The organism is Mammaliicoccus sp. C-M13 (genome assembly GCF_022386845.1).
Taxonomy (GTDB): domain Bacteria; phylum Bacillota; class Bacilli; order Staphylococcales; family Staphylococcaceae; genus Mammaliicoccus; species Mammaliicoccus lentus.
In genome coordinates this window covers 103034-129255 of record NZ_JAJNHQ010000004.1, presented here as the reverse complement: position 1 = coordinate 129255, position 26222 = coordinate 103034, and the positions used below count along the sequence as shown (strand labels likewise).

The window sequence follows — 26222 nt, the reverse complement described above, 5'->3', positions numbered from 1 at the left end:
GATATATATGAAAAAATTACCTGAGGATTTTATTTTTGGTGGCGCAACTGCAGCATATCAAGCTGAAGGAGCAACTCAAACAGATGGAAAAGGAAGAGTAGCTTGGGACACTTATTTAGAAGAGAATTATTGGTATACGGCAGAGCCAGCAAGTGATTTTTATAATCGTTATCCAGTAGATTTAGAGCTTAGTGAAAAATTTGGAGTTAATGGAATTAGAATTTCGATAGCATGGTCAAGAATTTTTCCAGATGGATACGGTGAAGTGAATTCTAAAGGTGTTGAATATTATCATAATTTATTTAAAGAATGTCAAAAAAGAAATGTAGAACCATTTGTAACGCTTCATCACTTTGATACACCTGAAACGTTACATTCTGACGGAGACTTTTTAAACCGTCAAAATATTGATTATTTCGTTGAATATGCAGATTTTTGCTTTAATGAATTTGAAGAAGTGAATTATTGGACTACATTTAATGAAATTGGACCTATAGGAGATGGTCAATACTTAGTAGGTAAATTCCCTCCAGGTATTAAATATGATTTCGAAAAAGTATTTCAATCTCATCACAATATGATGATAGCGCACGCAAGAGCAATTAAAATATTTAAAGAAAAAGGGTATAAAGGAGAAATTGGTATTGTTCATGCACTTCCTACTAAATATCCATATGATCCAAGTAACCCTGAAGATGTGAGAGCAGCGGAACTTGAAGATATTATCCATAATAAATTTATTTTAGATGCAACATACTTGGGCGAGTACTCAGACAAAACAATGCAAGGTGTTCAGCACATACTTGAAGTCAATGGAGGAAAACTTGATATTCGCGATGAAGATTTAAAAATATTAAATGATTCAAAAGACTTAAATGACTTCTTAGGTATCAATTATTATATGAGTGATTGGATGAAAGCATTTGACGGTGAATCTGAAATTACACATAATTCGAAAGGCAATAAAGGTGGATCTAAATATCAACTTAAAGGTATAGGGCAACGTGAGTTTGATGTAGATGTACCACGCACGGATTGGGATTGGATGATATACCCTAAAGGACTTTATGATCAAATTATGAGAGTGAAAGCAGATTACCCAAACTATAAGAAAATTTATATTACTGAAAATGGTCTAGGGTATAAAGATAAATTTGAAGATAATACAGTTTATGATGATGCTCGTATTGATTATGTTAAGAAACATTTAGAAGTAATATCAGACGCTATAGCAGATGGTGCAAATGTTAAAGGGTATTTTATCTGGTCATTAATGGATGTGTTCTCTTGGTCAAACGGTTATGAAAAAAGATATGGATTATTCTACGTAGACTTTGATACACAAGAAAGATATCCAAAGAAAAGCGCATATTGGTATAAGAAGCTATCAGAAACAAAAACAATTGAATAAAACAGTAAAAAGCTTATCTTATTGGTTACGACCAAAAGATAAGCTTTTTATATGAGTGATAAAGTGTAAAAATTCCTTTTAATATCATTTATTATTTAGAATTTTTTTCCAACCTTCTGTTAAGGTCTCATTTTTTACTTCTTTGAAAATGAAGTTAGGTTTTAAGTTTGGATCTTTGTCATTATGATCTTTTGCTGCGAACCCTGTTGAAAGAGTAATGTCATCTTCTGAATTAAATGTGTGTGCATAAACTTTACCATTATCAGCAAACAAATATTTTGTAATAGGCTTATTCATATTTGCTACATTTTGATAGCCTTCAATATTAGATAAATTTTCTGCTGCTTTATCAAACCCAGTTGTGCCATTACTTGAATGATATGAGACAGCCCCAACAACATTGTGTATATCAAATGCTTTTTTGCCTGGTTTGCCTTTATCACTAACTTGAATTTCACCATCATCTGTAAGTGTATATGCATCACCAGTAGCATAATCACCGAAGCTCAAATAACGATTAGAGATTGCTAAAGATTGTTCTTGAGCATATTTATCTAATGATTTCATGATAGATTTTTTAATTTTTTTCTTATCTGATGAATTAATATCTGTTTTTTGGGCTTTAGTTGTATGTGCTGATTTAACGTGTTGTTGAGATTGGCTTTGGCTACTACAACCGACGGTAAAAACGACGATGCTAACTGTAAGAAAAATGTATTTGAATATTGCTTTCATAAATAAACTCCTTTATGTATAAGGGGGTGGGATTACGAAATCTTTTTATCAAAATAAGATTTCTGTCCCACTCCCAATTCATTCATAACTATTTATTTTGCTTATTTTTCAAAATACCAAATTCGTCGACTAATTTTACTTCACGTTGTTCTCCTTTGCTAATATCTCCGTATAGTTGATAAATTTTCACTTTAAGTTTGTTTCCTGATACTTCGTAAACTGAGAAGTTTTGCTCGGATGAATCGCGATTATTTTCATGACTAGTATCAAAAGCTTTAGATTTATGTGGTTGATTGCCAAGTGCGAACAAGCTGTTGTAATGATCTAATTGTTGTTGTGTTAAATCTCCTAATTCAGGACGTACTTTTTTGATGTGTTCTAATGAACGATCATAAATAGCATCATAAGCTTTTGTACCACCTGTGTTTGGCAACACATAGACTGAACCATTTGGATTATCATAATATTCTACATGGTCTTTTCCTAAAACTTGTGGTGCATCTTCAGGTTTTGCGTTTACAAAGCTATTTTTAGTAGAAGTATGCTCCAATGGTTTAGTTCGTGATAAAACATGATCGTGACCTTGTAACACTAAATCCACATCTAATTCATCAATCTCTTTTGTCAGTTCATTTCTAATTTTATTAACATCTTCATCGGATAGTGCATGATAAGATTTTGAATACATTGGTTTATGCAGGTTTAAAATAATCCATTTTGCACCGTTTTGTTTTGCTTGCTTAATATCTTTTTTAATCCAATCCATTTGTTCTTTGCCGATTGCTTTTTCATCAGGATTATCTTTAGATTTTTTGTTGTCATTTGTATTTGCTACAACCATGTGTGCACCGTTGTAATCAAATGAGTAATAAGAACCACCATTTACTGCATTATTTTCTTTTGGCACGTTCATGTGTTTGTTAAATTGACCTAATAATTTGTCATCGTCTTCACTTAAAGCATATTCATCGTGGTTTCCTGGAGCAGAAGCGACTGGAACAGATAAAAATGAAGGTCTTGAGCGCTCGTATAAATCTACCCATTCATCTTCAACTTCAGCAGTTTCAACAAAATCACCTGTGTGTAATGCAAAATTTGGATCTCCTGCTGTTTGAATTGCTTGTTGAATTGTATCAGCACCGAATTGAGCTTCGTTTCTTACATGTTCATTCCAGTAAGCATTTTGTGTATCAGTATACTGTACGAATTTAAATTCATCACCACTGTTACCAGATGTTTTGAATTGACCAACTTCACTTTGTGGACCACTCGCACTACCAACTTTATAATAGTATTTTGTATTCGGCTTTAAATTTTGAGCTTTAGCTTTATATGTATACTCTGGAACGGTAGTTAATTCAGACTTACCGTGTTTATCACCGCTAGTCCATTCCGCACCGCTAGCATTCTCATCAGTATAATAGCCATTAATTTTTTCTTTACCATTACTATCTTTAATAATTTCGCCTTCATCGTCTTTCTCTACATCAGCAAAAATGAAATTCCCGTTTTTATCTCGTTCGACATATTTAGAATTTACTTTTTTAGGCTTTGAATTAACTACTTGCGCGTCACTAAAATCTCCCGTTTCTGATATCCATACTTTTGCATCATTAAACTTATTTGTCGTGTACCAACTAAAACCCATTTGTGTTCTTGTATCACCATTAAAATTAGCGATTATACGATTTGGGTTGTTATTTGTAGGCACGGGCGCTACTTGAGGTTTTTCTTGCATAATCTTGATAGATTGATTACTTTGGGCTTGGGAACTGTTTTGCTCAGGTGCTTTTCCCGCTCCACTTGCATCTGCATATTGTGAACCAGGTAAGAGTAACATAACACTTGCTGTACTTGCTGTGACAAACTTTAACAAACTTCCACTTTTCATCTTTTAAGAACCTCCTATGTATAATTACTTCGAATTATAGCAATGGGATGTTAAATTAATATTAAGATGTTGTTAAAATACTTAACTTGCTTTAAACCGCTAATCAACTAATAGAATGACCTTTACAAGAGACTCATATTTCTTGTGTTGGACGTTCTTTATATCTAAAATACAAAAAAAGAGGGTAGTAGATTAATAAAACCTTCAATATAGTTAAGGAGTGAAGATATGCTTACCGTTTATGGACATAGAGGGCTGCCTAGTAAAGCTCCAGAAAATACGATTGCATCTTTCAAAGCAGCATCCGAAATTGAGGATGTAAAATGGTTGGAACTTGATGTAGCCATTACGAAAGATGAACAATTAATTATTATTCATGATGATTATTTAGATCGTACGACAAATATGACCGGGGAAATAACTCAATATAATTATAGTGACATTAAAACTGCATCTGCCGGATCTTGGTATAGTTCGAAATTCAAAGATGAAGTTTTGCCAACATTTGACGATGTGATTGAAATAGCAAATGAATATAATATGAATTTGAATGTAGAATTAAAAGGTGTAACTGGACCAAATGGAACTGCACTTTCCAATAGTATGGTTAAACAAGTTAAAGAAAAGTTAGCTCAGTTAAACTCTAATCTTGAAGTTCTTATTTCAAGTTTTAATTTTGTATTAATCAAGTTATCGCATGAAATAATGCCGGAATATAAACGAGCTTGTTTATTCTGGACAACATCTTTCAGAGAAGACTGGAGAACAATTTTAGATTATTGTCATTCTAAAACTGTTAATGTTCAAGATTCATCTCAGTTAACGCAATCTAAAATAAGTGTGATTAAAGAAGCAGGATATGAAATTAACGTTTGGACTGTTAATAAAGCATCCCGTGCGAATCAACTCGCAAATTGGGGAATAGATGGTATCTTCACAGATAACGCTGATAAATTAATTCATTTATCAAATTCATAAAAAGCCTTAGCTATAAACCTACTAATGTAATTAGGTTTTAAGCTAAGGCTTTTTTTTATATTTCTGTTTCACGTGAGACAATTTTAATATTTATAGACGAATTTACATGGAGGGAGTCTAAGGGTTGTCTGACCGTACTGATACGGGTAGTCTTATTTCTCTTGATTTTTATCCGTGTTATAGACTGTTTGATCTTTATTGTCTTGTTTTTTTTCTTGTTGCTCTGCTTTGTCTTCTTCTTCGATTTCAGCTTCTTGTTGTTCTTTTTCTTCTCGTAATTCTTTGATGCGTTTGTAACGCATTTTTTGTCTATAGCCATAAGTACTTTCGAGTATTAATTCTTCATTATTTAAGCCTGCGCCAATTGCTCCGGCAACAGTAGAAATTGATGCTGCGAACCATGCAAGGTTAAAGAAAGTTATGAAGTCTGCTGATCTGCCCATCTTCAATGTTTGACCGAGATAATCAGGCGGTAAAATCACAAGGGCGGCTACTAAGAATAAAATCAATAACGTCACATAATAAATAATCAATGAAATTGCTAAAGTAGAAACCGTTGTAAAATTATACAATCTCGTAATGCGACGATCTTCACTTTGTTTAATAGGCTCCCACAAACGATGTGCTACAATTGTCCAAATCATCATACCTAAAACTGCAACAATCGTCATACAAAATAATCGCCACTCTGTATAAACATAACTTAAATTCCACATTGTTGTAAAAACGATACCGAATGCTCCAGTTGTAAAAGCTATTGCCACAACACTACTTAAACTAGACATCATATTGAGCGGGTTGTTCGCAAAAGTCATACCACTTATTAATCTAAATGCCCCAAATGTTTTATTGGATACTAAATATTGAACGTGTTCTGATTTAGTATTTTCTATATAGTGTGATGTACGTTTAAGAGATGATAAAGGAAATTGGCTATTCATCAATTCATGGCTTGTTTCTGATTCTTTATTTTTATTTTTATGTTTGTACTCATTTACTTCTTTAATAATGCCAACGATAGTATGTTTCGCTCTTTTTTTCATTGGTCTCCAACCGTATGAAGGGAGAGAAATAAGACTTGTACCAGTGTCTTTATTAATATCGACAGCTACAACATATTTTTCTTGAAAGACTGGTAAATCGGTTATACATATCGTATAAGCCCATTCATTAGAATGATTGTAGTCATTTGTTTTTTCATAGATTCGTTCAACAGATTCTGCTGAACCCGTTAAAGGATCGATTGTTAAACTAATTTTCCATTCAACATCTGAATTTATATATTTAGATAAAGTTTCAGGTAGTTCATTTTCAAGTTGATAAGCTAAATTTTCAGGGAGGCCAGGGGCTGCAACTATACCTACGACTATTTTATTTTTAGTCATCTTATTTCTCCTCCTTTCTATGCGATTGTTTTTCACCTTCATATTGTTCTTCATTTTCTTTATCATCTTCACTTTGACTTTGAGAAATGTATTCGTAACGATAGTATTGTCTGTAAGAATACGTTACGCGACGAATTTTTTCAGCATTCTCAACTGTTGAACCTAAAGCTCCTGCTAAAAAGCCTAGTGAAGTAATGAACCAAATTAAATTAACATAGTCTATGAAAGTTGGGTGTATGCTATTTAAAGAAGTCCATGATGTAAATAACTCAGGTGGCACGAAAAGTAACGCACTTATTCCGAGTAACACAAAAAGTAAAAGGTAGTGAAATATAGTAATCGAGCTTACCGTCATAAATGTTGTTAAATTATAAGCATTTCGATAAATCCTTTGTGTTTTTGTAGAAGGATGCTCCCAAAGCTTATAAGAATAAATTAACCATGCAGTCATCCCTATTAAAGATAAAAGCGTTAATAAAATAAAACGCCAATAATCATATGAAATACTTAAATCCCAAGGCGTTGAAAAAATAGACACATACGTACCTGTCGCAAATGAAACAGATATAATCTTTTTGAAATCACCTATTGCTGACCATGGTTCATTAGCATAAGTCATCCCAGCAATAATATGAATCCAACCTATAGCAGCAGATTCTATTATAATTCGTACAGTTTGGGTTGAATTGTCCTCATTAGGTGTTACTTTAGATATTTTGGCAAATTTAAATCCTTTATTTTTTAATAAATCAACATCGTCTTCTTTGCGATACATGTAATTAAGCACAAAAGCTAGAAAGCTTTTCAATTTCTTCTTTAAATTAATTACACCAAGAGCTGGTAAAGAAAGAAATGCTGAATGTGTGTCTGTGTTTATATCACATACGACTGCTTTTTTACCAGAAATACTCGGTAAATCAGTGACACAAATAACATAATCCCAATTGTTTTGATCTTTTTTATCTTTTATTAAATCGAGTGTTTCATCCATATGCTCAGATGTGCCAATCATAGGAGCTACTTCCTGTTCAAAGTGCCAATCCACGTTTGAATCTATATTAGATTTGAAAGTTTCCTCTAGTTGATTGATTACTTTATCAATTAATTTATTTGGCATATCTGGAGAAGGAATCAATCCAACTGTTATAGCCTTCATAAGGTGACCTCCTTAAACTTATATGACCATTTATTAATTCCCGTATTATCCTGATTTAATCATATTCAGAGCAAAAGAAAAAACCAAATAACATACTTTATACACAAAAAATATATAATATGACCATTTATTAATTTAAAATCTAGGAGTATAGTTGTTTATAGTACGATAATAAAAAAAGTAGTTCACATCATTTAATGAATAACAAAAGTATTATTTTAAAAAGAAAATAAGAATTCTATCAAGATGAGGTGGGGAAAAGATGACTCATGCAAAAATTACAGCTGTTGGCTCATATAAGCCATCAAAAGTATTAACAAACGAAGATATGGAACAACTAGTTGAAACAAGTGACGATTGGATTATTTCACGTACAGGTATTAAAGAACGACGTATAGCAGCAGATGACGAATTTACATCTGATTTATGTTATGAAGCTATTAAAAATTTAGAAAAGAAATATAATAAAGACATTAGCGATGTGGATTTAATAATTGTCTCAACTTTAACACCGGACTATAGAACGCCAAGTGTAGCTTCATATGTACAAGGTAGACTAGGTCTTGAAAATGCTGCTGCAATAGATGTTAATGCAGCGTGCGCAGGATTTGTATATGGTATTAATATGGCAAATGCATATATATCATCAGGTATGTACAATAAAATTATTGTCGTTGCAGGTGAAGTTTTATCTAAAATCACTGATTATTCTGACCGTAATACGTGTGTTTTATTTGGTGATGGCGCGGGTGCATTTTTAATAGAAAATGATGAAGAATCAAGTTTTATCACCTCCACAAGTGGCTCAGAAGGAAAATTAGCTGAAAGTTTATACTGTACAGATGTAAGTAAAACGATGTTCGGAAAAGATTTAGAACAAATCGGTTTTGTAAATCAAAATGGTAAAGAAGTGTATAAATGGGCAATTAAAATGGTACCAAGAGAAATAGAAAAAGTAGCTGAAAAAGCAAATGTAGAATTGAAAGATGTAGATTGGTTTGTACCACACAGTGCAAACTTGAAAATGATACAGAACATCTGTAAGAGAAGTGAATATCCATTTGAACAAACGCTACATAGTCTAGTTTATTACGGCAATACATCTTCAGCTACGATACCACTTGCTATAGATGATGCAGTAGACAGAGGAGATATTAAAAAAGGCGAAACAATACTGTTATTTGGCTTTGGCGGTGGTTTGACATATTCAAGTTCATTAATAAAATGGGGAATATAAGAGGGCAAGAAACTCTATTTTTCAAAAAAGCTCCTAATTCGTTAAACTTTATTTAACGGGTTAGGAGCTTTTGTTAAGGAAATTTAGTCATCATAATTCTTTTCTAATTTTCGTAATTCGTCTCGTGCTTTCTTTTCTAGACCTTCCCCATAATCCATCATGCGTACGATGTCTTTAAAAGCTGCTTTTGGAATTGCTAATGATACAAGTTCTTCTGATGTTACATTTAAATTAATTTCTTCGAGCCTGCCTTCTTTTAATTTATGAACAAAATCAGGTTCTGTAACGAAAGGTGAAGACATTCCGACCATATCTGCATTTTGGAGTGCATCTAAAGCTGTTTCTGGAGAATTGATACCTCCACTAACGATAAGTGGTATTCTTCCATTTAAATGTTCATATACGACTTGATTTACTCTTTTGCCAAAATATTTACCAGGTGTGCGCGTTGTATTTTGGTAAATATGACGCCCCCAACTAGCGATAGCTAAATAATGAATGTTTGCAACTTCTAATACCCAGTCTAAATGTTGGTTAAATTCATCGATTGTATAACCAAGTTTATCTCCTCGTGTTTCTTCAGGAGTCGCTCTATAACCGAAAATAAAATCATCAGGTGCTTCTTTATCGATTACTTTTTGGACAGCTTCCATGACTTCCAATCCGAATCTTGCTCTGTTTTCTAATGTGTTTCTTCCATATTGATCTGTTCGTTCATTTGAGAATGTAGAAAAGAATGTCTGTATAAGTAAACGTTGTGCTATAGATATTTCGACACCATCAAATCCTGCTTGAATAGCACGCGAAGTTGCGTCAGCATATTGTTGTATTACTTCATTTATTTTAGAAACTGACATTTCTAGTACTTCATGTTTAATAGGTGAATTTAATGACATTGGGCTTGGGCCATAAACTTGTCCATATTTTAAAATAGCATGATTAGAAAAACGACCTGCGTGTGCAAGTTGTAAAATAGCTTTATTGCCTGAACCTTTCATTGCTTTAGCAACTTTAGTTAACCCCGGTATACAAGCATCGTCAGAAATATTAAATCCATATTCAAATAATTGTCCGTAAGGTTCTATGTATGCTGCGCCAGTTACTTGCAAAGGTGCTGAATCTGCACGTCTTTTGGCGTAATTTAAATCTTCTTCTGTAATATGACCTTCTTTAGTAGATGAATTTGTTGTCATCGGTGAAAGTACAAAACGGTTTGATAATACAACGCCATTAGGCAATTGAAGTGATTCTAATAAAGGTGAGTATTTATTCATGTTATAACATCCTCTTTCGCGCTTTTCATTACTTTCAAATTAACATTGAAAAATTTAATAATCAATAAACAAATAGCTAAATGAATATTTATATGCTGGAAATTTAATAATTGCATAAATGGTTAACAAAATACTGATAAAAAAGTTATAATATATATTGGACAAAAAGGGATTAAGCAATAAATGTGATATTTCATACATCATCATGCATAATATAGTCGAACATGATTTTAGCAGTGATGTAAGTAATCTTGGAGATGATGGTTTGGTTGAATTAAGTGTATTGGATTACGCTGTGATAGATGAAGGGAAAAGCGCTGAAGAAGCTTTGCAAGATACTGTGAAACTGGCTAAGTTAGCAGACAAGCTTAACTTTAAGAGATTTTGGTTAACAGAGCATCACGATGTGCCAGCGTTTGCCTGCAGTAGTCCTGAATTAATGATGATGCATTTATTATCAGAAACAAAGCGAATTAAATTAGGCTCTGGTGGAGTTATGTTACCACATTATAGCCCGTATAAAATAGCAGAGAACTTTAGATTGTTAGAAGGTTTGTTTCCAAATAGAACGGATTTAGGCATTGGTAGCAATTTAGGAACTGCGATTGTTAAACGTGCTTTGAATGAAGGTAAAACAGACCTCCTAGATTATGAGCAAAGCATCAAAGATATACGTCATTATATTACGAATCAAGATGAAAGTCAGCGCTATAAAGGATTAATTGCTCAACCTCATTTATCTCATCATTCGGATATGTGGCTACTTTGTACAAGTGCTGAATCAGCTCAGATTGCAGCTGAGCAAGGAATAGGCTTGACGTTAGGTACGTTTTTATTACCTAATCAAGCTCAAATTGATAGTGCAAAAGAAAGTGTCGATACTTATCGCAAAGCTTTTAATCGCACATCATTAAATATGAGCCCCACTGTTATGATAACAACATTTGTTATTGTTACAGATACTGAACAAGAAGCTGAAGACTTGTTACAATCATTAGATGTATGGTTACTAGGCAAAAAACAGTTTGCTGAATTCAGTCGATTTCCATCTATTGAAACTGCTAAATCATATAAATTAAGTGAACGAGATCGACGTTTGATTGAACAACATCGTGCACGTGTTATTGTAGGGACGAAAGAACAAGTTAAACTTAAAGTAGATCGACTTGTCGAAGATTTCCAAGCAAATGAAGTCTTATTAGTACCATTACATCCAGGAATTAAACAGAGATGTAGAACTTTAGAGTTATTATCAGAAATATATTTATAAATGAAAGGAAGATTTTTAATGAAAAAATTAGCGAATTACTTATGGGTAGAAAAAGTAAATAATCAATATGTTTTTAGAATGACACCGGAGTTACAAGATGATATTGGAACTGTAGGTTATGTAGAATTTATGGGACCAGACGACATAAATGTAGATGATGAAATTGTAAGTATTGAAGCATCTAAAACAGTGTTAGATGTACAATCTCCATTAGCAGGTACAATCGTGGAACGTAATAAAAAAGCTGAAGATGAGCCAACAATTTTAAACTCTGAAAAACCTGAAGAAAATTGGTTAGTTAAATTAGAAAATGTAGACGAAACTGCATTTAACGCATTACCTGAGGCATAAATGAAACAAACACAAGATGAGAGACTCGCTTATCTCACAGCTTATTTATGGAATGAAGCACATGGAGACAACCCTATTGTTGATGAGGGACGAAGTAAGTGGGAGCTGTATCGCGGACTCCAAAATGTTCGTCCCCCTAAACCAATAGACGATGCTTTTATCCAAGTACAAGATGCTTATTTATCAGAAATTAACCAAAAGCATGTAACATATATTGAAGATTTGGAGCCAGAATTAAACCGAAATATTTATTTATGGCAAGGTGATATCACTACATTAGCAGTAGATGGTATTGTGAATGCTGCTAATAGTAAGTTCTTAGGTTGTATGCAGGCTAACCATAATTGTATTGATAATATTATTCATACAAAAGCTGGCGTACAGCTTCGTTTAGCATGCGATGAAATTATTAAAAAACAAGGTAAAAAAGAAGGCGTAGGTAAAGCTAAAATTACGTCATCATATAATTTACCGTCCCAATATGTGATTCATACAGTAGGACCACAAGTTCAAAGAAAACCTGTCTCACAAATGAATAAAGACTTGCTTGCGAAATCATATCGAAGTTGTTTAAAACTGGCTGATGAAAATGGATTGAAGCATTTAGCATTCTGCTGTATTTCAACTGGTGTATTTGGATTTCCACAAGAAGAGGCGGCAAAAATTGCAATAGAAACAACGTTAAATTATTTAAACGAAACAAATTCACCTATAAAAGTTATTTTTAATGTTTTTAAAGATAAAGATTTCCAATTATACAAGGAGGCACTCAGTCAACATGAATAAAGAAACATGGGATGCATTAACATTGAACCAAACCGACAATACCCAAGCTGAAGTAATTGCTCAAGCTTTTAAAGAAGCGGATGCGGTCGTAGTTGGTATTGGTGCTGGTATGTCAGCTTCTGATGGCTTCACGTATATTGGCGATCGTTTTACAAAGAACTTTCCAGACTTTATCGAAAAGTATGGATTTTTTGATATGTTACAAGCGAGTTTACATCCTTTTGAAAGTTGGCAAGAATATTGGGCTTTTGAAAGTCGATTTGTAAAATTAAATTATATAGATCAACCTGTAGGTAAGTCATATATTGCATTAAAAGAAATGCTTAAAGGTAAAGAACACCATATTATAACAACTAATGCGGATAATGCTTTTGATATAGCTGAATATGATATGGGTAAAGTGTTCCACATCCAAGGTAAATATATTTTATGGCAATGTAGTCAACACTGTCATGCTCAAACGTATCGAGATGATGATGCAATTAGACAAATGGTAGAACAACAAGAAGATATGAAAATCCCTTGGGACCTCATTCCACATTGTCCGAAATGTGATGCACCTATGGAAATAAATAAACGTAAAGCACAAGTAGGTATGGTAGAAGATGCTGACTTTCATGCACAGTTAGATCGGTATAATGCATTTTTAGAAAAACATCAAGATGACAAAGTTCTTTATATAGAAATTGGCATTGGTTACACAACACCTCAATTTGTGAAACATCCTTTCCAACGTATGACACGTCATAACGAAAATGCAGTTTATATGACTTTAAACAAAAAAGCGTATCGCATTCCTAAAAATATAGAAGATAGAACGATACATTTAACAGAAGACATTTCTACTTTAATAACAGATGCACAACAAATCTTACAAAATTAGGAGTGATGATATGTATTTAATTGAACCTATTCGTAATGGAGAATATATTGCAGACGGCGCAATAGCCTTAGCAATGCAAGTTTATGTAAGTCAGAATATTTTCTTGGATGATGATATTTTGTTTCCATATTACTGTGATCCGAAAGTCGAGATTGGCCGTTTCCAAAATACAGCTATAGAAATTAATCAAGATTATGTAGACGAACATGATATACAAGTTGTCCGCCGAGATACAGGGGGAGGCGCAGTATATGTTGATCGTGGTGCTGTAAATATGTGCTGTATTCTTGAAAAAGATACTTCTATTTATGGAGATTTTCAGAGGTTTTACGAGCCAGCAATCGATGCCCTACATAATTTAGGAGCTACAGAAGTGATTCAAAGCGGGCGTAATGATTTAGCAATTCATGATAAAAAAGTATCAGGAGCAGCTATGACGCTTATTAACAATCGTATATATGGCGGCTATTCTTTATTATTAGATGTCGATTATGAGCCAATGGTAAATGTACTTAAACCAAATCGTAAAAAAATTGAATCTAAAGGTATAAAATCCGTACGTGCTCGCGTTGGCAATATTCGTGATTACTTAGATGAAAAATATCAAAATGTTACGATAGACGAATTTAAAAATTTAATGGTCGAACAGATTATGGGTATTGATGATATTAAAGAAGCGAAACGATATGAATTAAGCGCAGAAGATTGGGATGCAATTGATGAACTTGCAGCGAAAAAATATAAAAACTGGGATTGGAACTACGGACGTTCACCTAAATATGAATATAATCGCAGTGACCGATTCAATTGTGGCACAGTCGACATAACATTATCCATAGAACAAAATCGAATTGCCAAATGTCGAATTTACGGAGATTTCTTTGGACAAGGAGATATTACAGAAGTAGAAGAAGCATTAATAGGCACAAAAGTAGTCAAAGCAGAACTTATTAAAGCGTTAGATGAAATAAACTTAAAATATTACTTTGGTAATATTACGTCAGCAGAGCTTACTCAATTAATTTTAAGTTAAAATAAATAAGAAAGAAAAAGAGGAAATCATCAACCCAACTGATGATTTCCTCTTTTTTATAATGTTAAAAGAAAAGCTAGTTATTAAGCGAATTTGTTAATGATAGTTTTAATAATATCTACAATTCCACCTACGATTTCAGCGATACCCATTTGAAGGACCTCCTTTTCTTTTTGAATTAACTTTAGTATAAACGTAAAAATTGAAAATTTGTCATTTTTCCCTAATTGAGCAAAAAACATGCCTAACTGTAATTATTTCCCTATTGTTGTACAAATAGGCATAAAAATAGTTAAAGCAGAATTTATACAATTAATTTAAAGTTGATAATAAAAAAAGAGAAGATCATAAACCCAACTAATGATCTCCTCTTTTATATAATGTTAAAAGAAAAACTAGTTATTAAGCGAATTTTTCAATGATAGTTTTTACTAGGTCTACAATTCCACCTACTACTTCAGCGATACCCATTTCAAGTACCTCCTTTACTTTTGAATTAACTTCATTATAAAGGTAAAAATTGAAAATTTGTCATATTTTCCCTAATTGAATAAAAATAATTCCTAACTGTATTTATTTTCCTATTGTTGTACAAATAGGCAGCGAGAGCGTTGAGATGGTTGTTTAATGCAAATATTTAAAAGAAAATAAAAAGAGAAATTTATAATTCAATTCATATAATAAAGGGGTTAACACCACCTATTTATACAATTAATTGAAAAAATATTCAGAAATATGTTGAAAAATGTAACTCTGAAATATAAACTTGTAATACAAGTGAAAGCGCTTTATTTATAATTAGGGGGGATATAGTATGAAGTTTCGCTTGATCAGTTTACTAGTATGTTTAGTTGTTATATTGGCAGGTTGTAATTTTGAGAAAAAGAAAACATATAACATTGCGACAGCGTCAACAGGGGGTACCTATTATCCTATAGGTGTTGGCATGGGACAGTTATGGACTAAGCATTATCGAAGTCAAAATACTAAATTTAATGGTCAATCTTCTGCAGGTTCTGTAGAAAATATTGATTTAATGAAAAAGAATGAAGCTGACTTTTCAATTTTACAAGGTTTGATTTCTACTCAAGCATCTCAAGGAACAGGAATTTATAAAGGAGAAAAGTATGATTCCTTACGTTCAATGAGCATGATTTGGCCTAATGTTGAACATTTTGTATTAAAAAATAGCGAAGTGGAAACTGGCACAATTGCTGATATTAAAGGAAGTTCTTTCTCAGTAGGTCCTAGAGCCAGTGGTACTGAACAATCAACTTTAATGATGATGAAAGGTATTGGCCAATCAAAAAAAGATATATCTCCTGAATATTTGGGATATGAAGAAACGATTTCTTCTATGAGAGATGGCAGGCTTGATGGAGGTTCGTTACCTGCAGGTGTACCTGTATCATCGATTACTGATATGTATGCTTCAGGGGTAAATGCTACTATTTTAGAAGTGACAGATAAGCAAATGGAACAAATTAACAGTCAAGTGGATACTTGGTATCGCTATACAATAAAAAAAGGAACATATCCTAAGCAAAAGAAGGATATTCAAACAATTGCACAACCTAATATTTTAGTTACGACTAAAGAAATGGACGCAGACATGGTTTATAATTTAACTAAAATGTTGCACGAAAATCGAGATTTTATGATTGATGTACATAACTCTGCGAAAGAAATGAAGTTGGAAACTGCACTAAATGGTTTAAATACTCCATTGCATGAAGGTGCATACCGTTATTATAAAGAAAAAGGTCTCAAAATTGATGATCGATTAATCCCTGAAGAAGTTAAAGAAAAAGAAAGCAAAGGGGGTCATCAAGATGAAAAATAAACCAGAAAAAGAAATCGTAGATTCTGTTAGAGAATTAAAAGGTGGTAGTAAATACATCCTAAATGGTTTGGCTATAATTTTATCTTTATTTGTGTTAGCAGCTTCAAGTTTCTTAAATCTGCAAACATTTCATCAAAATTCAATATTTTTATTATTGATAGTGTTATTAGGTTTTTTATTATATCCGTTGAATAAAAGAGGTATTGATAAACATCATCCTTCTATTATAGATATTGGATTTATAATTTTAGCGTTACTTGGAATTGGATATATCATTCTAAATTATAATACGTTACATGTTGACCGAGCATCACATGCAAATACAACAGATTATATTTTTGCAGTTATAGCTATTATCGTATTATTCGAAATAACAAGAAGAACAATAGGTATTTTTATTCCTTTATTAAGTATATTTGCAATAATTTATGCTTTGTATGGTAATTATTTTCCTATTGATTTTGCACATTCTGGCTTTAGTTTAAATCGACTTTTATATCGATTTTATATGACAACTGAAGGTATATTTGGTAGTACTTTATCCATTGCTGCTACATATATTATGTTGTTCATCTTATTTGGAGCATTTTTGGGTGTAAGTGGCGCAAGCAAGTTATTTAATGATTTGGCTTTAGCTATTGCAGGTCAACGCCGTGGAGGACCTGCACAGGTTGCGGTTATATCTAGTGCCTTAACTGGATCATTAAACGGTAGTGCCGTTGCCAACGTGGCAACAACTGGATCGTTTACAATTCCATTAATGAAAAATATAGGCCTTACTCCTCGATTCGCTGGTGGAGTTGAAGCTGCCGCTTCAACTGGAGGTATGATTATGCCACCAATTATGGGAGCAGCTGCATTTATAATGGCCGGATTTTTAGGTGTTCCTTATACAACGATTGTATTAGCTGGTATTATCCCTGCTGTATTCTATTATATTGCTTTAATATGGGCAATTGATACAGAAGCTAAAAAGAAAGGTTTAAAAGGAGTTAGTAAAGAAAATATCCCTTTAGTACGTAAAGTATTAAAAGAAAGAGGCGCATTATTATTACCTATTATTGTAGTTATTGTAGCTCTGTTAATCGGTAAGACAGCTATATTTGCAGGATTCGCCGGAATAATTTCTTCGATTATCGCTTCTTACTGTACAACAGATAAGACAAATCGGGTAACGCCAAAAAGTTTCTTAGAGGCTCTAATAGACGGAGCCAAAGGTTCTATTCAAGTTGCTTTAGCTTGTGCTTCTGTAGGAATAGTGATTGCAACAGTTGGAATGACTGGTGTTGGCTCTATGCTGGCTTACAATGTTATTGATATAGCAGGCGGTCATTTAATAGTTATATTAATTATGGTAATGGTAACTTGTATAGTCTTGAGTTTTGGTTTACCTTCAACAGCTCTTTATATTGTCGTGGCTGTTACAGTAGCCCCGTCATTAGTACAAGCAGGTGTAGAACCTCTAGCAGCACACTTCTTTGTATTTTATTTTGGAGCGATGTCAAACGTAACACCACCTGTAGCACTTGCTGCTTATACTGGAGCTGGTATTGCAAAAGCAGACCCTGTAAAAACATCTTGGACTGCATTAAGATTAGCGTTACCAGGATTTATAATTCCATTTTTACTTGTATATCACCCAGAGTTGTTACTAAATGATGCAACTACAGGCGGTTTGAATTATGGCCAATTAATAGTGACAATTTTAATTTCATTAGTAGGTATTTATGCGTTAGTTACTGGTATGGGAAATTATTTATTTACGAAGTTGAATATATTAGAAAGAATTTTATTTATTGTATTTGCAGTAATGTTAATATTCCCTGAAATTATAACAAGTATTGTAGGGATTATTGGAGTTATATTATTGATGAGTGTTCACTATATTAAATTCAGGAAAGTAGGCGTAACATAAATGAAAAATGCTAGCTCAAAACGTTTATCAGAAGTCATCTTTAATAAATTAGTAGAAAGAATTAAAAATGACAACTATAAAGTTGGTGATAAATTACCTTCAGAGTCAGTATTAGCTAAAGAATTTGAAGTGAGTAGATATCCTATAAGAGAAGCACTGAGTAAACTAGCTTCAGCCGGATATATTGAATCATTTCAAGGTAAAGGTAGCTTTGTTATTAATCATGACGTTTCTGATACGTTTAGGCAGCATGCTTATGGTAGATTCTCAGAGAAAGATTTGCTTGATATTTTAGAAATGAGAACAATTATAGAAGTTGAAGCAGCAGGTATTTGTGCACTTAGAAGAACTGAAGAAGATATGCAATTAATAGAAGATGCTTTTCATGAATATATAGAAACACATCAAGATGAATATGCTTTAGGCATAGAGCCTGATTATAATTTCCATAAATGTATTGTTCAAAGTACTAAGAATCAATATATAATCAAAACATTTGAAAATTTACAGGATATTCATGTAAATGCTTTATCATATTCATTAAAGTTAAATATAGGTATGCTTGAAAAAAGAGAGAGTGTAATTCATGAACATGAAATGATATATCAGGCCATAAAAAATCAAGACGAATACAATGCAAAAAAAGCTATGAAAGAACATTTAGTTACAATGCGCAAAAAATTGGGAGATAAAAGGTGTAGGTGATAAATATGAAAAGCAAGGAGATTGAACAGAGATTAAGAGAAATTTTCGCGGACAGATTACTTATGGATGTTTCAGATCTTGTTTCTTATGGTTTTGATGCATCGTTCGGTCAATATATGCCGGATTATGTAGTTCAAGTGTTATCTACGGAAGATGTCCAAAATGTAGTGAAATTAGCAGATGAACATATCATTCCTATTTATGCTAGAGGTGCAAGCACAAGTTTGTCAGGGGGAGCTTTGCCAGTTAAAGGTGGTATAGTAGTTGATTTTTCTCAGTGGAATGATGAATTTGAAATATATCCTGATGATTTAATCATAAAGACAAGGCCTGGTGTGATTACAGGAAAAATACATGCTTTAGCAGAAAAGCATAATTTAATGTATCCACCAGATCCTTCTTCTTCAGTGGTATGCACAATTGGTGGTAATTTAGCTGAGAATGCTGGAGGTCCGCGTGGTATAAAATATGGTGTAACAAAAGATTATGTTATTGGATTAGAAGTTGTTATGGCAGATGGAGAAGTTATACGCACTGGTGGCCAAACGATTAAAAATGTCACAGGATATGATTTAACAAAATTGTTAATAGGTTCAGAAGGTACACTAGGTATTATTACTGAAGCTACGTTACGCTTAATACCTAAGCCTTTAGATACAAAAACAGCGATGATTATATTTGATGATTTATACACAGCAGGAAAGTCTATATCCAAAATATTAACATCAGGTGTCAGACCTTCGAAAATGGAAATTTTAGATCATAATGCATTAAATAAAGTTGAAGACTATGCAGGATTAGATTTGCCTAGAGATGCAGCAGCTATATTATTAATTGAAGTCGATGGTAATCCAGAGAATTTAGGTGATGAATTGGATACTATCAAAAAAGCATTAAAAGAAATAGATGTTGAAAATGTTGAAATTGCTGAATCTAAAGAAGCAGAAGATAAATTATGGCAAGTTAGAAAACTTGTCTCACCTGCAGTAGTTGAAAGTGGTTATACGAAAATTTCAGAAGATGCAACAGTACCACTAAGTAAAATTCCGGAAATGTTTAAGAAAATCGATGAGATTAAAACTAAATATGATTTAAATATCGTTGTATTTGGACATGCAGGTGATGGTAATTTACATCCGACAATTAATACAAATATGCGAGATGAAAATGAAGTACGTAAGACAGAAGATGCTGTGGAAGAAATTTTTAATTATGCGATTGAATTAGGTGGGACGCTCTCGGGGGAACATGGTATTGGCGTCATGAAAAAAGCGTTTATCAAAAAAGAAATGGGTGAAGCGGGGGTACGTTATCAACAAATGATTAAAAAAGCATTAGACCCTAAGAATATTCTTAACCCTGGAAAGATATTTCCTGAAAAGGGAGAAGAAAGGTTAGTGTTGCGAAATGAATAATACATTAGTGGACAAATTAGATTATCAAGCAACGTTTGACTGTGTTCAATGTGGATATTGCTTACCAGTATGTCCAACTTATATAGCTTTTGAAAAGGAGAAACATTCTCCGCGTGGACGTATTAATCTGGTGAAAATGGCTGCTGAAGGTAAGGTCTCAATCGGAGATATGAGTGAAGGTATTGATCTATGCTTAGGTTGTCGAGCATGTGAAACAGTATGTCCAACAAATGTTCAATACGGAGATATATTAATGTCAGCAGTTGAAGTCATAAAAGAAGATAAAAAGATGGGCTTAAGTGAAAAGTTAGCTCGAAATGTAACATTCAAACATATTTTACCTAAAAAAGGTGTCATTCGAAAAATAAATTATGCATTATATTACTATGAGAAGCTAGGTGCTAAAAACTTAATAAACAAAAATCATCTTTTAGGAAAAGAAACAAAGTATGGTAAGTTAAATTTAGCTTTACCCGATGTGAAAAAAACACGTAAAATCCATGATAATGAAAAAGTAAATAAAACTAAGACACAAACAAAAACACAAGTTGCCTTTTTCCAAGGGTGTATTATGGATGCCTTTTTCTCTAGAATCAATAACTTAGCAATTAAAATTATGAAACAACATGATATAGAAGTTCATGAAGTACCAAATCAAACTTGTTGTGGTGCTTTACAACATCATGCAGGTGAAACAAATGATACTATCGAATTGGCTAAAAAGAATATAGCAGCATATGCCGATACCGATATAGATTATATAGTTAATACGATTGGAGGCTGTGGTGCATCGCTTAAAGAATATGACAAGTTATTTAAAAAAGGCAGCTATTGGCATCAAAGAGCAGTAAAATTTGTTAAAAAAGTAAGGGATATTTCAGAAATAATGGATGATTTATCATTAGAATTTAATTATAAAATGCCATACAAAGCTGTATATCAACCATCTTGTCATTTAGAAAATGTACAAAAAGTATTTAAATCACCAAAAAGCGTCTTAGGTAAGGTACCTGACCTTGATATGGTAGATATGGAAGGACAATCATTATGCTGTGGTTCGGCTGGTATTTATAATATTATACATTTTGATGAATCTATGAAAATTTTGGATGATAAAATGGAATATGTTCAACAAGCAAAGCCTAATATGATTATCACTTCAAATCCCGGTTGTCATATGCAAATGCAATTAGGAGTAGAAAGAGAAGGGTTAAGCAATCAAGTAACTGTCAAACATATAGTTGAAGTCGTAGCAGAAGCATGCGGTATACGTGATTAGGAGGAATTATATGCAAAGGGATGTAATAATTATAGGTGGCGGTATTATAGGTTTTAGTACAGCTTATCATTTAAAACTTCAAAATCCTGACTTGGATGTTCTTTTACTAGAGAAAGAAAATAATCTTGCTGAACATCAAACAGGTCACAATAGTGGCGTTATCCATTCCGGCATTTATTATAAGCCTGGTTCTCATAAAGCAGAATTTAGTAAAAAGGGTTCACAATCTATGATTCATTTCTGCAGAGAATACAATATTCCTTACAATCAATGTGGCAAAGTAATTGTTGCAACTGATAAAAATGAGTTAGATAGACTAAGAGCGCTTTATGAAAGAGGACTACAAAATGGACTTCAAGTGACGTTATTAAATGCTGAAGAAGTAAACCAAATAGAACCTTATGTTCAAACAGTTGGGGGTATAAAAGTTCAAGAAACCGCGATAGTAAACTATAAAAAGGTGACTGAACAATTCAAATTATTATTTGAAGAATTAGGCGGAGAAATCAATTTTAATACTCCAGTTACATCGATAAAAACATCTGAGGATAAAATTGTACTTAATAGTTATGAGCAACAATTCAAATCAAAAAGCATTATAAATTGTGCTGGATTATATAGTGATAAAATTGCTAGGATGAGTGGCGTAAATACAGATATTCAAATTATTCCGTTTAGAGGAGAGTATTATCAACTTAATGAATCTAAAGAGAAGTATGTTCAAACATTAATATATCCTGTTCCAAATCCTGAGTTACCATTTTTAGGCGTGCATTTTACAAATATGATAGATGGCGGGGTAGATGTCGGACCTAATGCTGTATTAGGTCTTAGAAAAGAAGCTTATAAAAAAATTGGATTAGATAAATCAGAAACATTAGAGATTTTAAAATTTCCTGGGTTATATAAGATGGGTATAAAAAATATTAAAGAAGCACTTGGAGAATATTATCGATCATTTAATAAACGTGCTTTCGTTAACAATGCACAAAAACTTATTCCATCGTTAAGAAAGGAAGATATTGAACCGATTGAAGCTGGCGTAAGGGCCCAAGCTATGTTAAGCGATGGAACATTGCTAGATGATTTTGTGTTTGAGAAAGGTAAGCATTCATTACATGTATTAAATGCACCATCACCAGCAGCAACATGCTCGATTGAAATAGGAAAAGCTATTTCAAAAGAATTTGAACAATTATCGATTTTGAAATAGTTGTTATATAAAAAAGCTCTTCACTAGTCTATATACTAATGAAGAGCTTTTCTTATTATTATCTATCTTGTTTTCTTTCGTTTTTAATTAAGTTTAATAGTTCTTGATCTGAGAGGTTTGCTAGTTTTTGACTTTCTCGGGTTCTTTTTGGCGTTAACGTAAGACCGAGGAATTTACGTTCTCTGTTTGCGTCTTTATAGAAACTAATCATCATAAATATAATAATAACCGAGAACGGCAATGCGGTTATTATGGCGGTGTTCTGTAATGCGTTTAGTCCGTTATCTCCGCCAGTGAATAATAGTATAAACGCGATTAGTGATTGTGCGACACCCCAAACGATTTTTATAAATGAGCTTGGGTTTAATGAACCTCGTGTCGTTAACATTCCTAATACGAATGTTGCAGAGTCTGCTGATGTAATAAAGAATGTTGCGATTAATGCTAGTGTAATAATAGATAGTATTAATCCTAATGGTATTTCATTAAATACACCAAACAATGCTGTTTCTGGTGGCATATCGAAAATTGCTGGATGTTTCTTAGCAGTTTCAATACCTAATACACCAAATACACTGAACCATATGAAACTGATAAGAACAGGTACAAGCATAACGCCACCGATGAATTCACGTACTGTACGTCCTCTTGATACACGTGCTATAAACACCCCAACGAATGGACTCCAACTTATCCACCAAGCTAATTGGAAGAATGTCCAATCAGACATCCAATCTGCTTTTTGTGAATTAAACATACCTGTGTCGAAACTGTTTTGTAGGAATGTTTGTAAGAAGTTACCTGTTGTAGTTGTAAATGCATTTAACATAAGTATTGATGGTCCGATAATAAGTACAGCGATTAATAATAAACCTGCAATACTAATGTTTACGTTACTTAAAATTTGAATTCCTTTATTTAATCCTGACCAAGCACTTGTTAAGAATAAAATCGTTACAATAATAATGATAATAGATTGTACGGCAATATTATTTGGTACGCCGAATAAATAATTTAAACCACCGTTAATTTGTAACGCACCCATACCAAGTGATACGGCTACACCACCGATAGTAGCGATAACAGATAATACGTCAATCACAATACCTAGTGGTCCATCTACATATCTTCCAAATACAGGACGTAATGTTTTTGAAATTAATCCTGGTTCGTCTTTTCTAAATTGGAAATATGCTAATGCTAGAGCTACTACACCATAAACGCCCCATGCATGGAAGCCCCAATCGAAGAATACTGATTGTAACGCTTCTGCATAAGCTGCAGTAGTTTTAGGGTCTGCTTTTGGAGGTGCAGCGAAGTGAGCAATAGGTTCAGCTGCTCCCCAGAATACTAACCCGATCCCCATACCAGCACTGAATAGCATAGCGAACCATGAAACAGTATTAAATTCTGGTTTTTCATGAGGTTTCCCTAATTTTAATTTCCCTATTGGACTTAGCATTAAGAAAATACAAAAGAAAATCATGGCTATTACAACAATCATGTAATACCAGCCAAGTGTTTCAGTTATCCAGGCAGTGGCTTTATCACCAATGTCATTAAATTTAACTGGAAAAACTGCGCCTAGTAAAACGATTATAGCAACGATTACGGAACTGATTGTAAATACTAGTGAATAACCTTTTTTAGGCTTATTTTCGTTCAATTGAGATTCCATAAGTAAAATAAACCTCCTCGTTTATTAGTATTAAAAACAACGCCTAATACTTTAACAAAGATGATTAGAATTTTCAAATTGTATTTTAATAAAATATAAATTAGTAAATATTTACAAAACAAAACAAACGTGTTACTGTTTGGGTATCTACTCAAAGTAGGATTACAAACTCATAAAACTAGGTATTAGAGTACCTATTCCCAAAGATAAGCTGAGGCATTTATAAATGTCTCAGCTTCTTTTTTTATCATCGATTCTCCTAAAACATATCTTTAATAATTTTTAAATATTATGATTTATACATTTCACAACCATTATCTTTGTTACAATAGATGTGAATATTTTCTAATAATTAAAAAAGGGGATGCCTTTTATGAAAAAAATATTTTATTTTGGAATTGTATTAGTGTCATCAGTAACAATTGCAGGTTGTAGTATTAGTATAGGTAATGAACCTGAGAATAAAGACTCAAGTAACAATGAACAAAAAAGCGAACAAAAGAATCAAAATGCACAAGATAGTAACAGCAATAATGAAACTTCTAAATCGAATTCAGATAAAGAAGTAACTAACATTTCAGAAACACAAAGTGTTGCGATGACTTTGTTAGAACCTGAAATAGATTCTGAAGTCATAACTGCAGATGAATTATTATCTGGCAGCTATACACAAAAAACTGGATCTGGTGAAGAAATAAAACATTCTGTAGATAAAGTAGAATTATCGGAAAGTCCAGAATTAGGAAAAATGGCGAATAAACCTGATGGTATGAAGTTCTATGGAATGTCACCTTCTAAAGGTAGTTACGCAACAATAGTAGGTATAAATAAAGACCAAGTTGTTTACATATATACCCAATCTCCTATTTCAGATTATAATGATGTGAAAGATAGTGAGGCATTCGCAAGTTTTAATATTGCGGATTTATATAATAATCATAAAGATAACAGTAAAATTTCAGAGCTAGAAAATAAAATTAAATATGGAAAAAGCTTGGAGACAAAGAATGACAGTAGTACATCTCAAGAAGATACGAATAGTGATGAATATTATGCCCAAGTATGGCTGACAGCTTTACCAAGCTATAGAGATTCAGACAATTCTAGCGGCATGAAACCAGAACTAAGCCATGATTCAATAGAAGGCGAATATTTAAATCCATATAACAAAGAGCATACTATCAAATATCCTAAAGGGGTACAACGATTGGCAGGTACGCCTACAGCTGCTGGGCAAGTAGTTTATAAAAATAATAATGATGGTACTATTTCAATTTATGATGTGCCATCACACTTCCATGATAAAAAATGGTTGGAAGATGATGATTGGTCTCAAAAAGAATCTGAAAGCATTATAAACAACCCGAAAGTTGTGAAATTATATGATGCATCAGATGAAGAAATAGAAAGAGTAGTAGAAATGTTTGATGGTACAACTAAAGAAGAAAATAAATCCAATGATATGGATGAAGACGATGAAAATGAAGAAGTTACGCGAGACAATGTGATAGATAAAGTAGAATTTTATGAAGGAGAAGAGTTAGATACCGATAAATATACATTTAAAGAACCAGAAAAAAATGATGACGGAGAATGGGGCTTTTCATTCTTAGATAAAGACGGTAACTTAGCAGGTTCTTATATTATTGACGAAGACGGTGTCGTTACAGAATACGATGAAGATGGCGAAGAAGTAGGTTCAGGAGAATAAATTAAAAACACCTTCGTATAATTCATATTAAAATGAATTGTGCAAAGGTGTTTTTCTATGAGAATATTTCTTC

21 protein-coding genes are annotated in these 26222 nt (G+C 32.8%); 15 read left to right on the top strand and 6 right to left on the bottom strand.

Annotated elements, in window-relative coordinates; all coding sequences use genetic code 11:
• Window positions 1–7 precede the first annotated feature (7 nt).
• Window positions 8–1411, top strand: coding sequence for a 6-phospho-beta-galactosidase (gene lacG, locus LQ615_RS04745; RefSeq protein WP_064211389.1), 1404 nt, complete (start codon window positions 8–10; stop codon window positions 1409–1411).
• 84 nt (window positions 1412–1495) lie between these two features.
• Here lacG and LQ615_RS04740 read toward each other — a convergent pair whose 3' ends face one another.
• Both LQ615_RS04740 and LQ615_RS04735 read right to left on the bottom strand, forming a co-directional pair.
• The gene (locus LQ615_RS04740; RefSeq protein WP_070045024.1) at window positions 1496–2146 is read right to left on the bottom strand and encodes a hypothetical protein; all 651 of its coding nucleotides are present in this window, start codon (window positions 2144–2146) and stop codon (window positions 1496–1498) included.
• Between the two features lie 88 nt (window positions 2147–2234).
• On the bottom strand, window positions 2235–3986 hold the full coding sequence (locus LQ615_RS04735; protein WP_228064687.1) for a purple acid phosphatase family protein: 1752 nt from the start codon (window positions 3984–3986) through the stop codon (window positions 2235–2237).
• A gap of 279 nt (window positions 3987–4265) precedes the next feature.
• On the opposite strand from LQ615_RS04735, the gene LQ615_RS04730 reads away from it, so the two are divergent.
• Window positions 4266–5015 carry a glycerophosphoryl diester phosphodiesterase gene (locus LQ615_RS04730; RefSeq protein ID WP_016998950.1) on the top strand — a complete coding sequence of 250 codons (750 nt, stop codon included), beginning with the start codon at window positions 4266–4268 and terminating at the stop codon, window positions 5013–5015.
• A 152-nt stretch (window positions 5016–5167) separates the two neighbouring features.
• Here LQ615_RS04730 and LQ615_RS04725 read toward each other — a convergent pair whose 3' ends face one another.
• Both LQ615_RS04725 and LQ615_RS04720 read right to left on the bottom strand, forming a co-directional pair.
• A complete protein-coding gene (locus tag LQ615_RS04725; protein WP_064211386.1) occupies window positions 5168–6400 on the bottom strand; it encodes an MFS transporter in 1233 nt (410 codons plus the stop codon).
• A 1-nt stretch (window position 6401) separates the two neighbouring features.
• Window positions 6402–7556, bottom strand: a complete 1155-nt coding sequence (locus tag LQ615_RS04720; protein WP_016998952.1) for a hypothetical protein — start codon at window positions 7554–7556, stop codon at window positions 6402–6404.
• Between the two features lie 262 nt (window positions 7557–7818).
• Between LQ615_RS04720 and LQ615_RS04715 the strand changes: the two genes are divergently transcribed.
• The gene (locus tag LQ615_RS04715) at window positions 7819–8793 is read left to right on the top strand and encodes a ketoacyl-ACP synthase III (protein WP_016998953.1); all 975 of its coding nucleotides are present in this window, start codon (window positions 7819–7821) and stop codon (window positions 8791–8793) included.
• A gap of 83 nt (window positions 8794–8876) precedes the next feature.
• Here the strand turns inward: LQ615_RS04715 and LQ615_RS04710 are convergent, their stop codons facing one another.
• A complete protein-coding gene (locus LQ615_RS04710; RefSeq protein WP_016998954.1) occupies window positions 8877–10067 on the bottom strand; it encodes an NADH-dependent flavin oxidoreductase in 1191 nt (396 codons plus the stop codon).
• A 265-nt stretch (window positions 10068–10332) separates the two neighbouring features.
• Here LQ615_RS04710 and LQ615_RS04705 point away from each other — a divergent pair, with 265 nt between their 5' ends.
• The 11 genes from LQ615_RS04705 (at window position 10333) to lhgO (ending at window position 22760) form a co-directional block, all read left to right on the top strand.
• Window positions 10333–11337 carry an LLM class flavin-dependent oxidoreductase gene (locus tag LQ615_RS04705; RefSeq protein WP_218688778.1) on the top strand — a complete coding sequence of 335 codons (1005 nt, stop codon included), beginning with the start codon at window positions 10333–10335 and terminating at the stop codon, window positions 11335–11337.
• 18 nt (window positions 11338–11355) lie between these two features.
• Window positions 11356–11688, top strand: coding sequence for a glycine cleavage system H family protein (locus LQ615_RS04700; protein WP_103268974.1), 333 nt, complete (start codon window positions 11356–11358; stop codon window positions 11686–11688).
• Complete coding sequence (locus LQ615_RS04695; RefSeq protein ID WP_239703736.1) at window positions 11689–12474, top strand: protein-ADP-ribose hydrolase; 786 nt, start codon at window positions 11689–11691, stop codon at window positions 12472–12474.
• Window positions 12467–13357, top strand: coding sequence for an SIR2 family NAD-dependent protein deacylase (locus tag LQ615_RS04690; protein ID WP_103268972.1), 891 nt, complete (start codon window positions 12467–12469; stop codon window positions 13355–13357). The genes LQ615_RS04695 and LQ615_RS04690 overlap by 8 nt, the downstream gene beginning before the upstream one ends.
• Before the next feature lie 10 nt (window positions 13358–13367).
• Entirely contained in the window at window positions 13368–14390 is a 1023-nt protein-coding gene (gene lplA, locus LQ615_RS04685) for a lipoate--protein ligase (RefSeq protein ID WP_103268971.1), read from the top strand.
• Between the two features lie 814 nt (window positions 14391–15204).
• Entirely contained in the window at window positions 15205–16233 is a 1029-nt protein-coding gene (locus tag LQ615_RS04680) for a TAXI family TRAP transporter solute-binding subunit (protein WP_016998959.1), read from the top strand.
• Complete coding sequence (locus LQ615_RS04675; RefSeq protein ID WP_016998960.1) at window positions 16223–18148, top strand: TRAP transporter permease; 1926 nt, start codon at window positions 16223–16225, stop codon at window positions 18146–18148. The genes LQ615_RS04680 and LQ615_RS04675 overlap by 11 nt, the downstream gene beginning before the upstream one ends.
• Window positions 18149–18853: a FadR/GntR family transcriptional regulator gene (locus tag LQ615_RS04670; protein WP_070045029.1), complete on the top strand. Its 705-nt coding sequence runs from the start codon at window positions 18149–18151 to the stop codon at window positions 18851–18853.
• A 5-nt stretch (window positions 18854–18858) separates the two neighbouring features.
• Entirely contained in the window at window positions 18859–20268 is a 1410-nt protein-coding gene (locus LQ615_RS04665; protein ID WP_016998961.1) for an FAD-binding oxidoreductase, read from the top strand.
• The gene (locus LQ615_RS04660; RefSeq protein WP_016998962.1) at window positions 20261–21547 is read left to right on the top strand and encodes a (Fe-S)-binding protein; all 1287 of its coding nucleotides are present in this window, start codon (window positions 20261–20263) and stop codon (window positions 21545–21547) included. The genes LQ615_RS04665 and LQ615_RS04660 overlap by 8 nt, the downstream gene beginning before the upstream one ends.
• Window positions 21548–21557: 10 nt before the next feature.
• Window positions 21558–22760 carry an L-2-hydroxyglutarate oxidase gene (gene lhgO, locus LQ615_RS04655; protein WP_016998963.1) on the top strand — a complete coding sequence of 401 codons (1203 nt, stop codon included), beginning with the start codon at window positions 21558–21560 and terminating at the stop codon, window positions 22758–22760.
• 58 nt (window positions 22761–22818) lie between these two features.
• Here lhgO and LQ615_RS04650 read toward each other — a convergent pair whose 3' ends face one another.
• Window positions 22819–24438 carry a BCCT family transporter gene (locus LQ615_RS04650; RefSeq protein WP_064204403.1) on the bottom strand — a complete coding sequence of 540 codons (1620 nt, stop codon included), beginning with the start codon at window positions 24436–24438 and terminating at the stop codon, window positions 22819–22821.
• Window positions 24439–24811: 373 nt separating this feature from the next.
• Between LQ615_RS04650 and LQ615_RS04645 the strand changes: the two genes are divergently transcribed.
• Window positions 24812–26149, top strand: coding sequence for a hypothetical protein (locus LQ615_RS04645; protein WP_218688685.1), 1338 nt, complete (start codon window positions 24812–24814; stop codon window positions 26147–26149).
• The last annotated feature ends 73 nt before the right edge of the window (window positions 26150–26222 follow it).

Bases quoted from the DNA above. Each gene is read 5' to 3' on its own strand.
- LQ615_RS04650 (WP_064204403.1), bottom strand. From the start codon at position 24,438: ATGGAATCTCAATTGAACGAAAATAAGCCTAAAAAAGGTTATTCACTA.
- LQ615_RS04680 (WP_016998959.1), top strand. From the start codon at position 15,205: ATGAAGTTTCGCTTGATCAGTTTACTAGTATGTTTAGTTGTTATATTG.
- LQ615_RS04730 (WP_016998950.1), top strand. From the start codon at position 4,266: ATGCTTACCGTTTATGGACATAGAGGGCTGCCTAGTAAAGCTCCAGAA.
- LQ615_RS04710 (WP_016998954.1), bottom strand. From the start codon at position 10,067: ATGAATAAATACTCACCTTTATTAGAATCACTTCAATTGCCTAATGGC.
- LQ615_RS04665 (WP_016998961.1), top strand. From the start codon at position 18,859: ATGAAAAGCAAGGAGATTGAACAGAGATTAAGAGAAATTTTCGCGGAC.
- LQ615_RS04725 (WP_064211386.1), bottom strand. From the start codon at position 6,400: ATGACTAAAAATAAAATAGTCGTAGGTATAGTTGCAGCCCCTGGCCTC.
- LQ615_RS04740 (WP_070045024.1), bottom strand. From the start codon at position 2,146: ATGAAAGCAATATTCAAATACATTTTTCTTACAGTTAGCATCGTCGTT.
- LQ615_RS04670 (WP_070045029.1), top strand. From the start codon at position 18,149: ATGAAAAATGCTAGCTCAAAACGTTTATCAGAAGTCATCTTTAATAAA.
- LQ615_RS04700 (WP_103268974.1), top strand. From the start codon at position 11,356: ATGAAAAAATTAGCGAATTACTTATGGGTAGAAAAAGTAAATAATCAA.
- LQ615_RS04735 (WP_228064687.1), bottom strand. From the start codon at position 3,986: ATGTTACTCTTACCTGGTTCACAATATGCAGATGCAAGTGGAGCGGGA.
- LQ615_RS04695 (WP_239703736.1), top strand. From the start codon at position 11,689: ATGAAACAAACACAAGATGAGAGACTCGCTTATCTCACAGCTTATTTA.
- lplA (WP_103268971.1), top strand. From the start codon at position 13,368: ATGTATTTAATTGAACCTATTCGTAATGGAGAATATATTGCAGACGGC.
- LQ615_RS04720 (WP_016998952.1), bottom strand. From the start codon at position 7,556: ATGAAGGCTATAACAGTTGGATTGATTCCTTCTCCAGATATGCCAAAT.
- lhgO (WP_016998963.1), top strand. From the start codon at position 21,558: ATGCAAAGGGATGTAATAATTATAGGTGGCGGTATTATAGGTTTTAGT.
- lacG (WP_064211389.1), top strand. From the start codon at position 8: ATGAAAAAATTACCTGAGGATTTTATTTTTGGTGGCGCAACTGCAGCA.
- LQ615_RS04675 (WP_016998960.1), top strand. From the start codon at position 16,223: ATGAAAAATAAACCAGAAAAAGAAATCGTAGATTCTGTTAGAGAATTA.
- LQ615_RS04660 (WP_016998962.1), top strand. From the start codon at position 20,261: ATGAATAATACATTAGTGGACAAATTAGATTATCAAGCAACGTTTGAC.
- LQ615_RS04715 (WP_016998953.1), top strand. From the start codon at position 7,819: ATGACTCATGCAAAAATTACAGCTGTTGGCTCATATAAGCCATCAAAA.
- LQ615_RS04690 (WP_103268972.1), top strand. From the start codon at position 12,467: ATGAATAAAGAAACATGGGATGCATTAACATTGAACCAAACCGACAAT.
- LQ615_RS04645 (WP_218688685.1), top strand. From the start codon at position 24,812: ATGAAAAAAATATTTTATTTTGGAATTGTATTAGTGTCATCAGTAACA.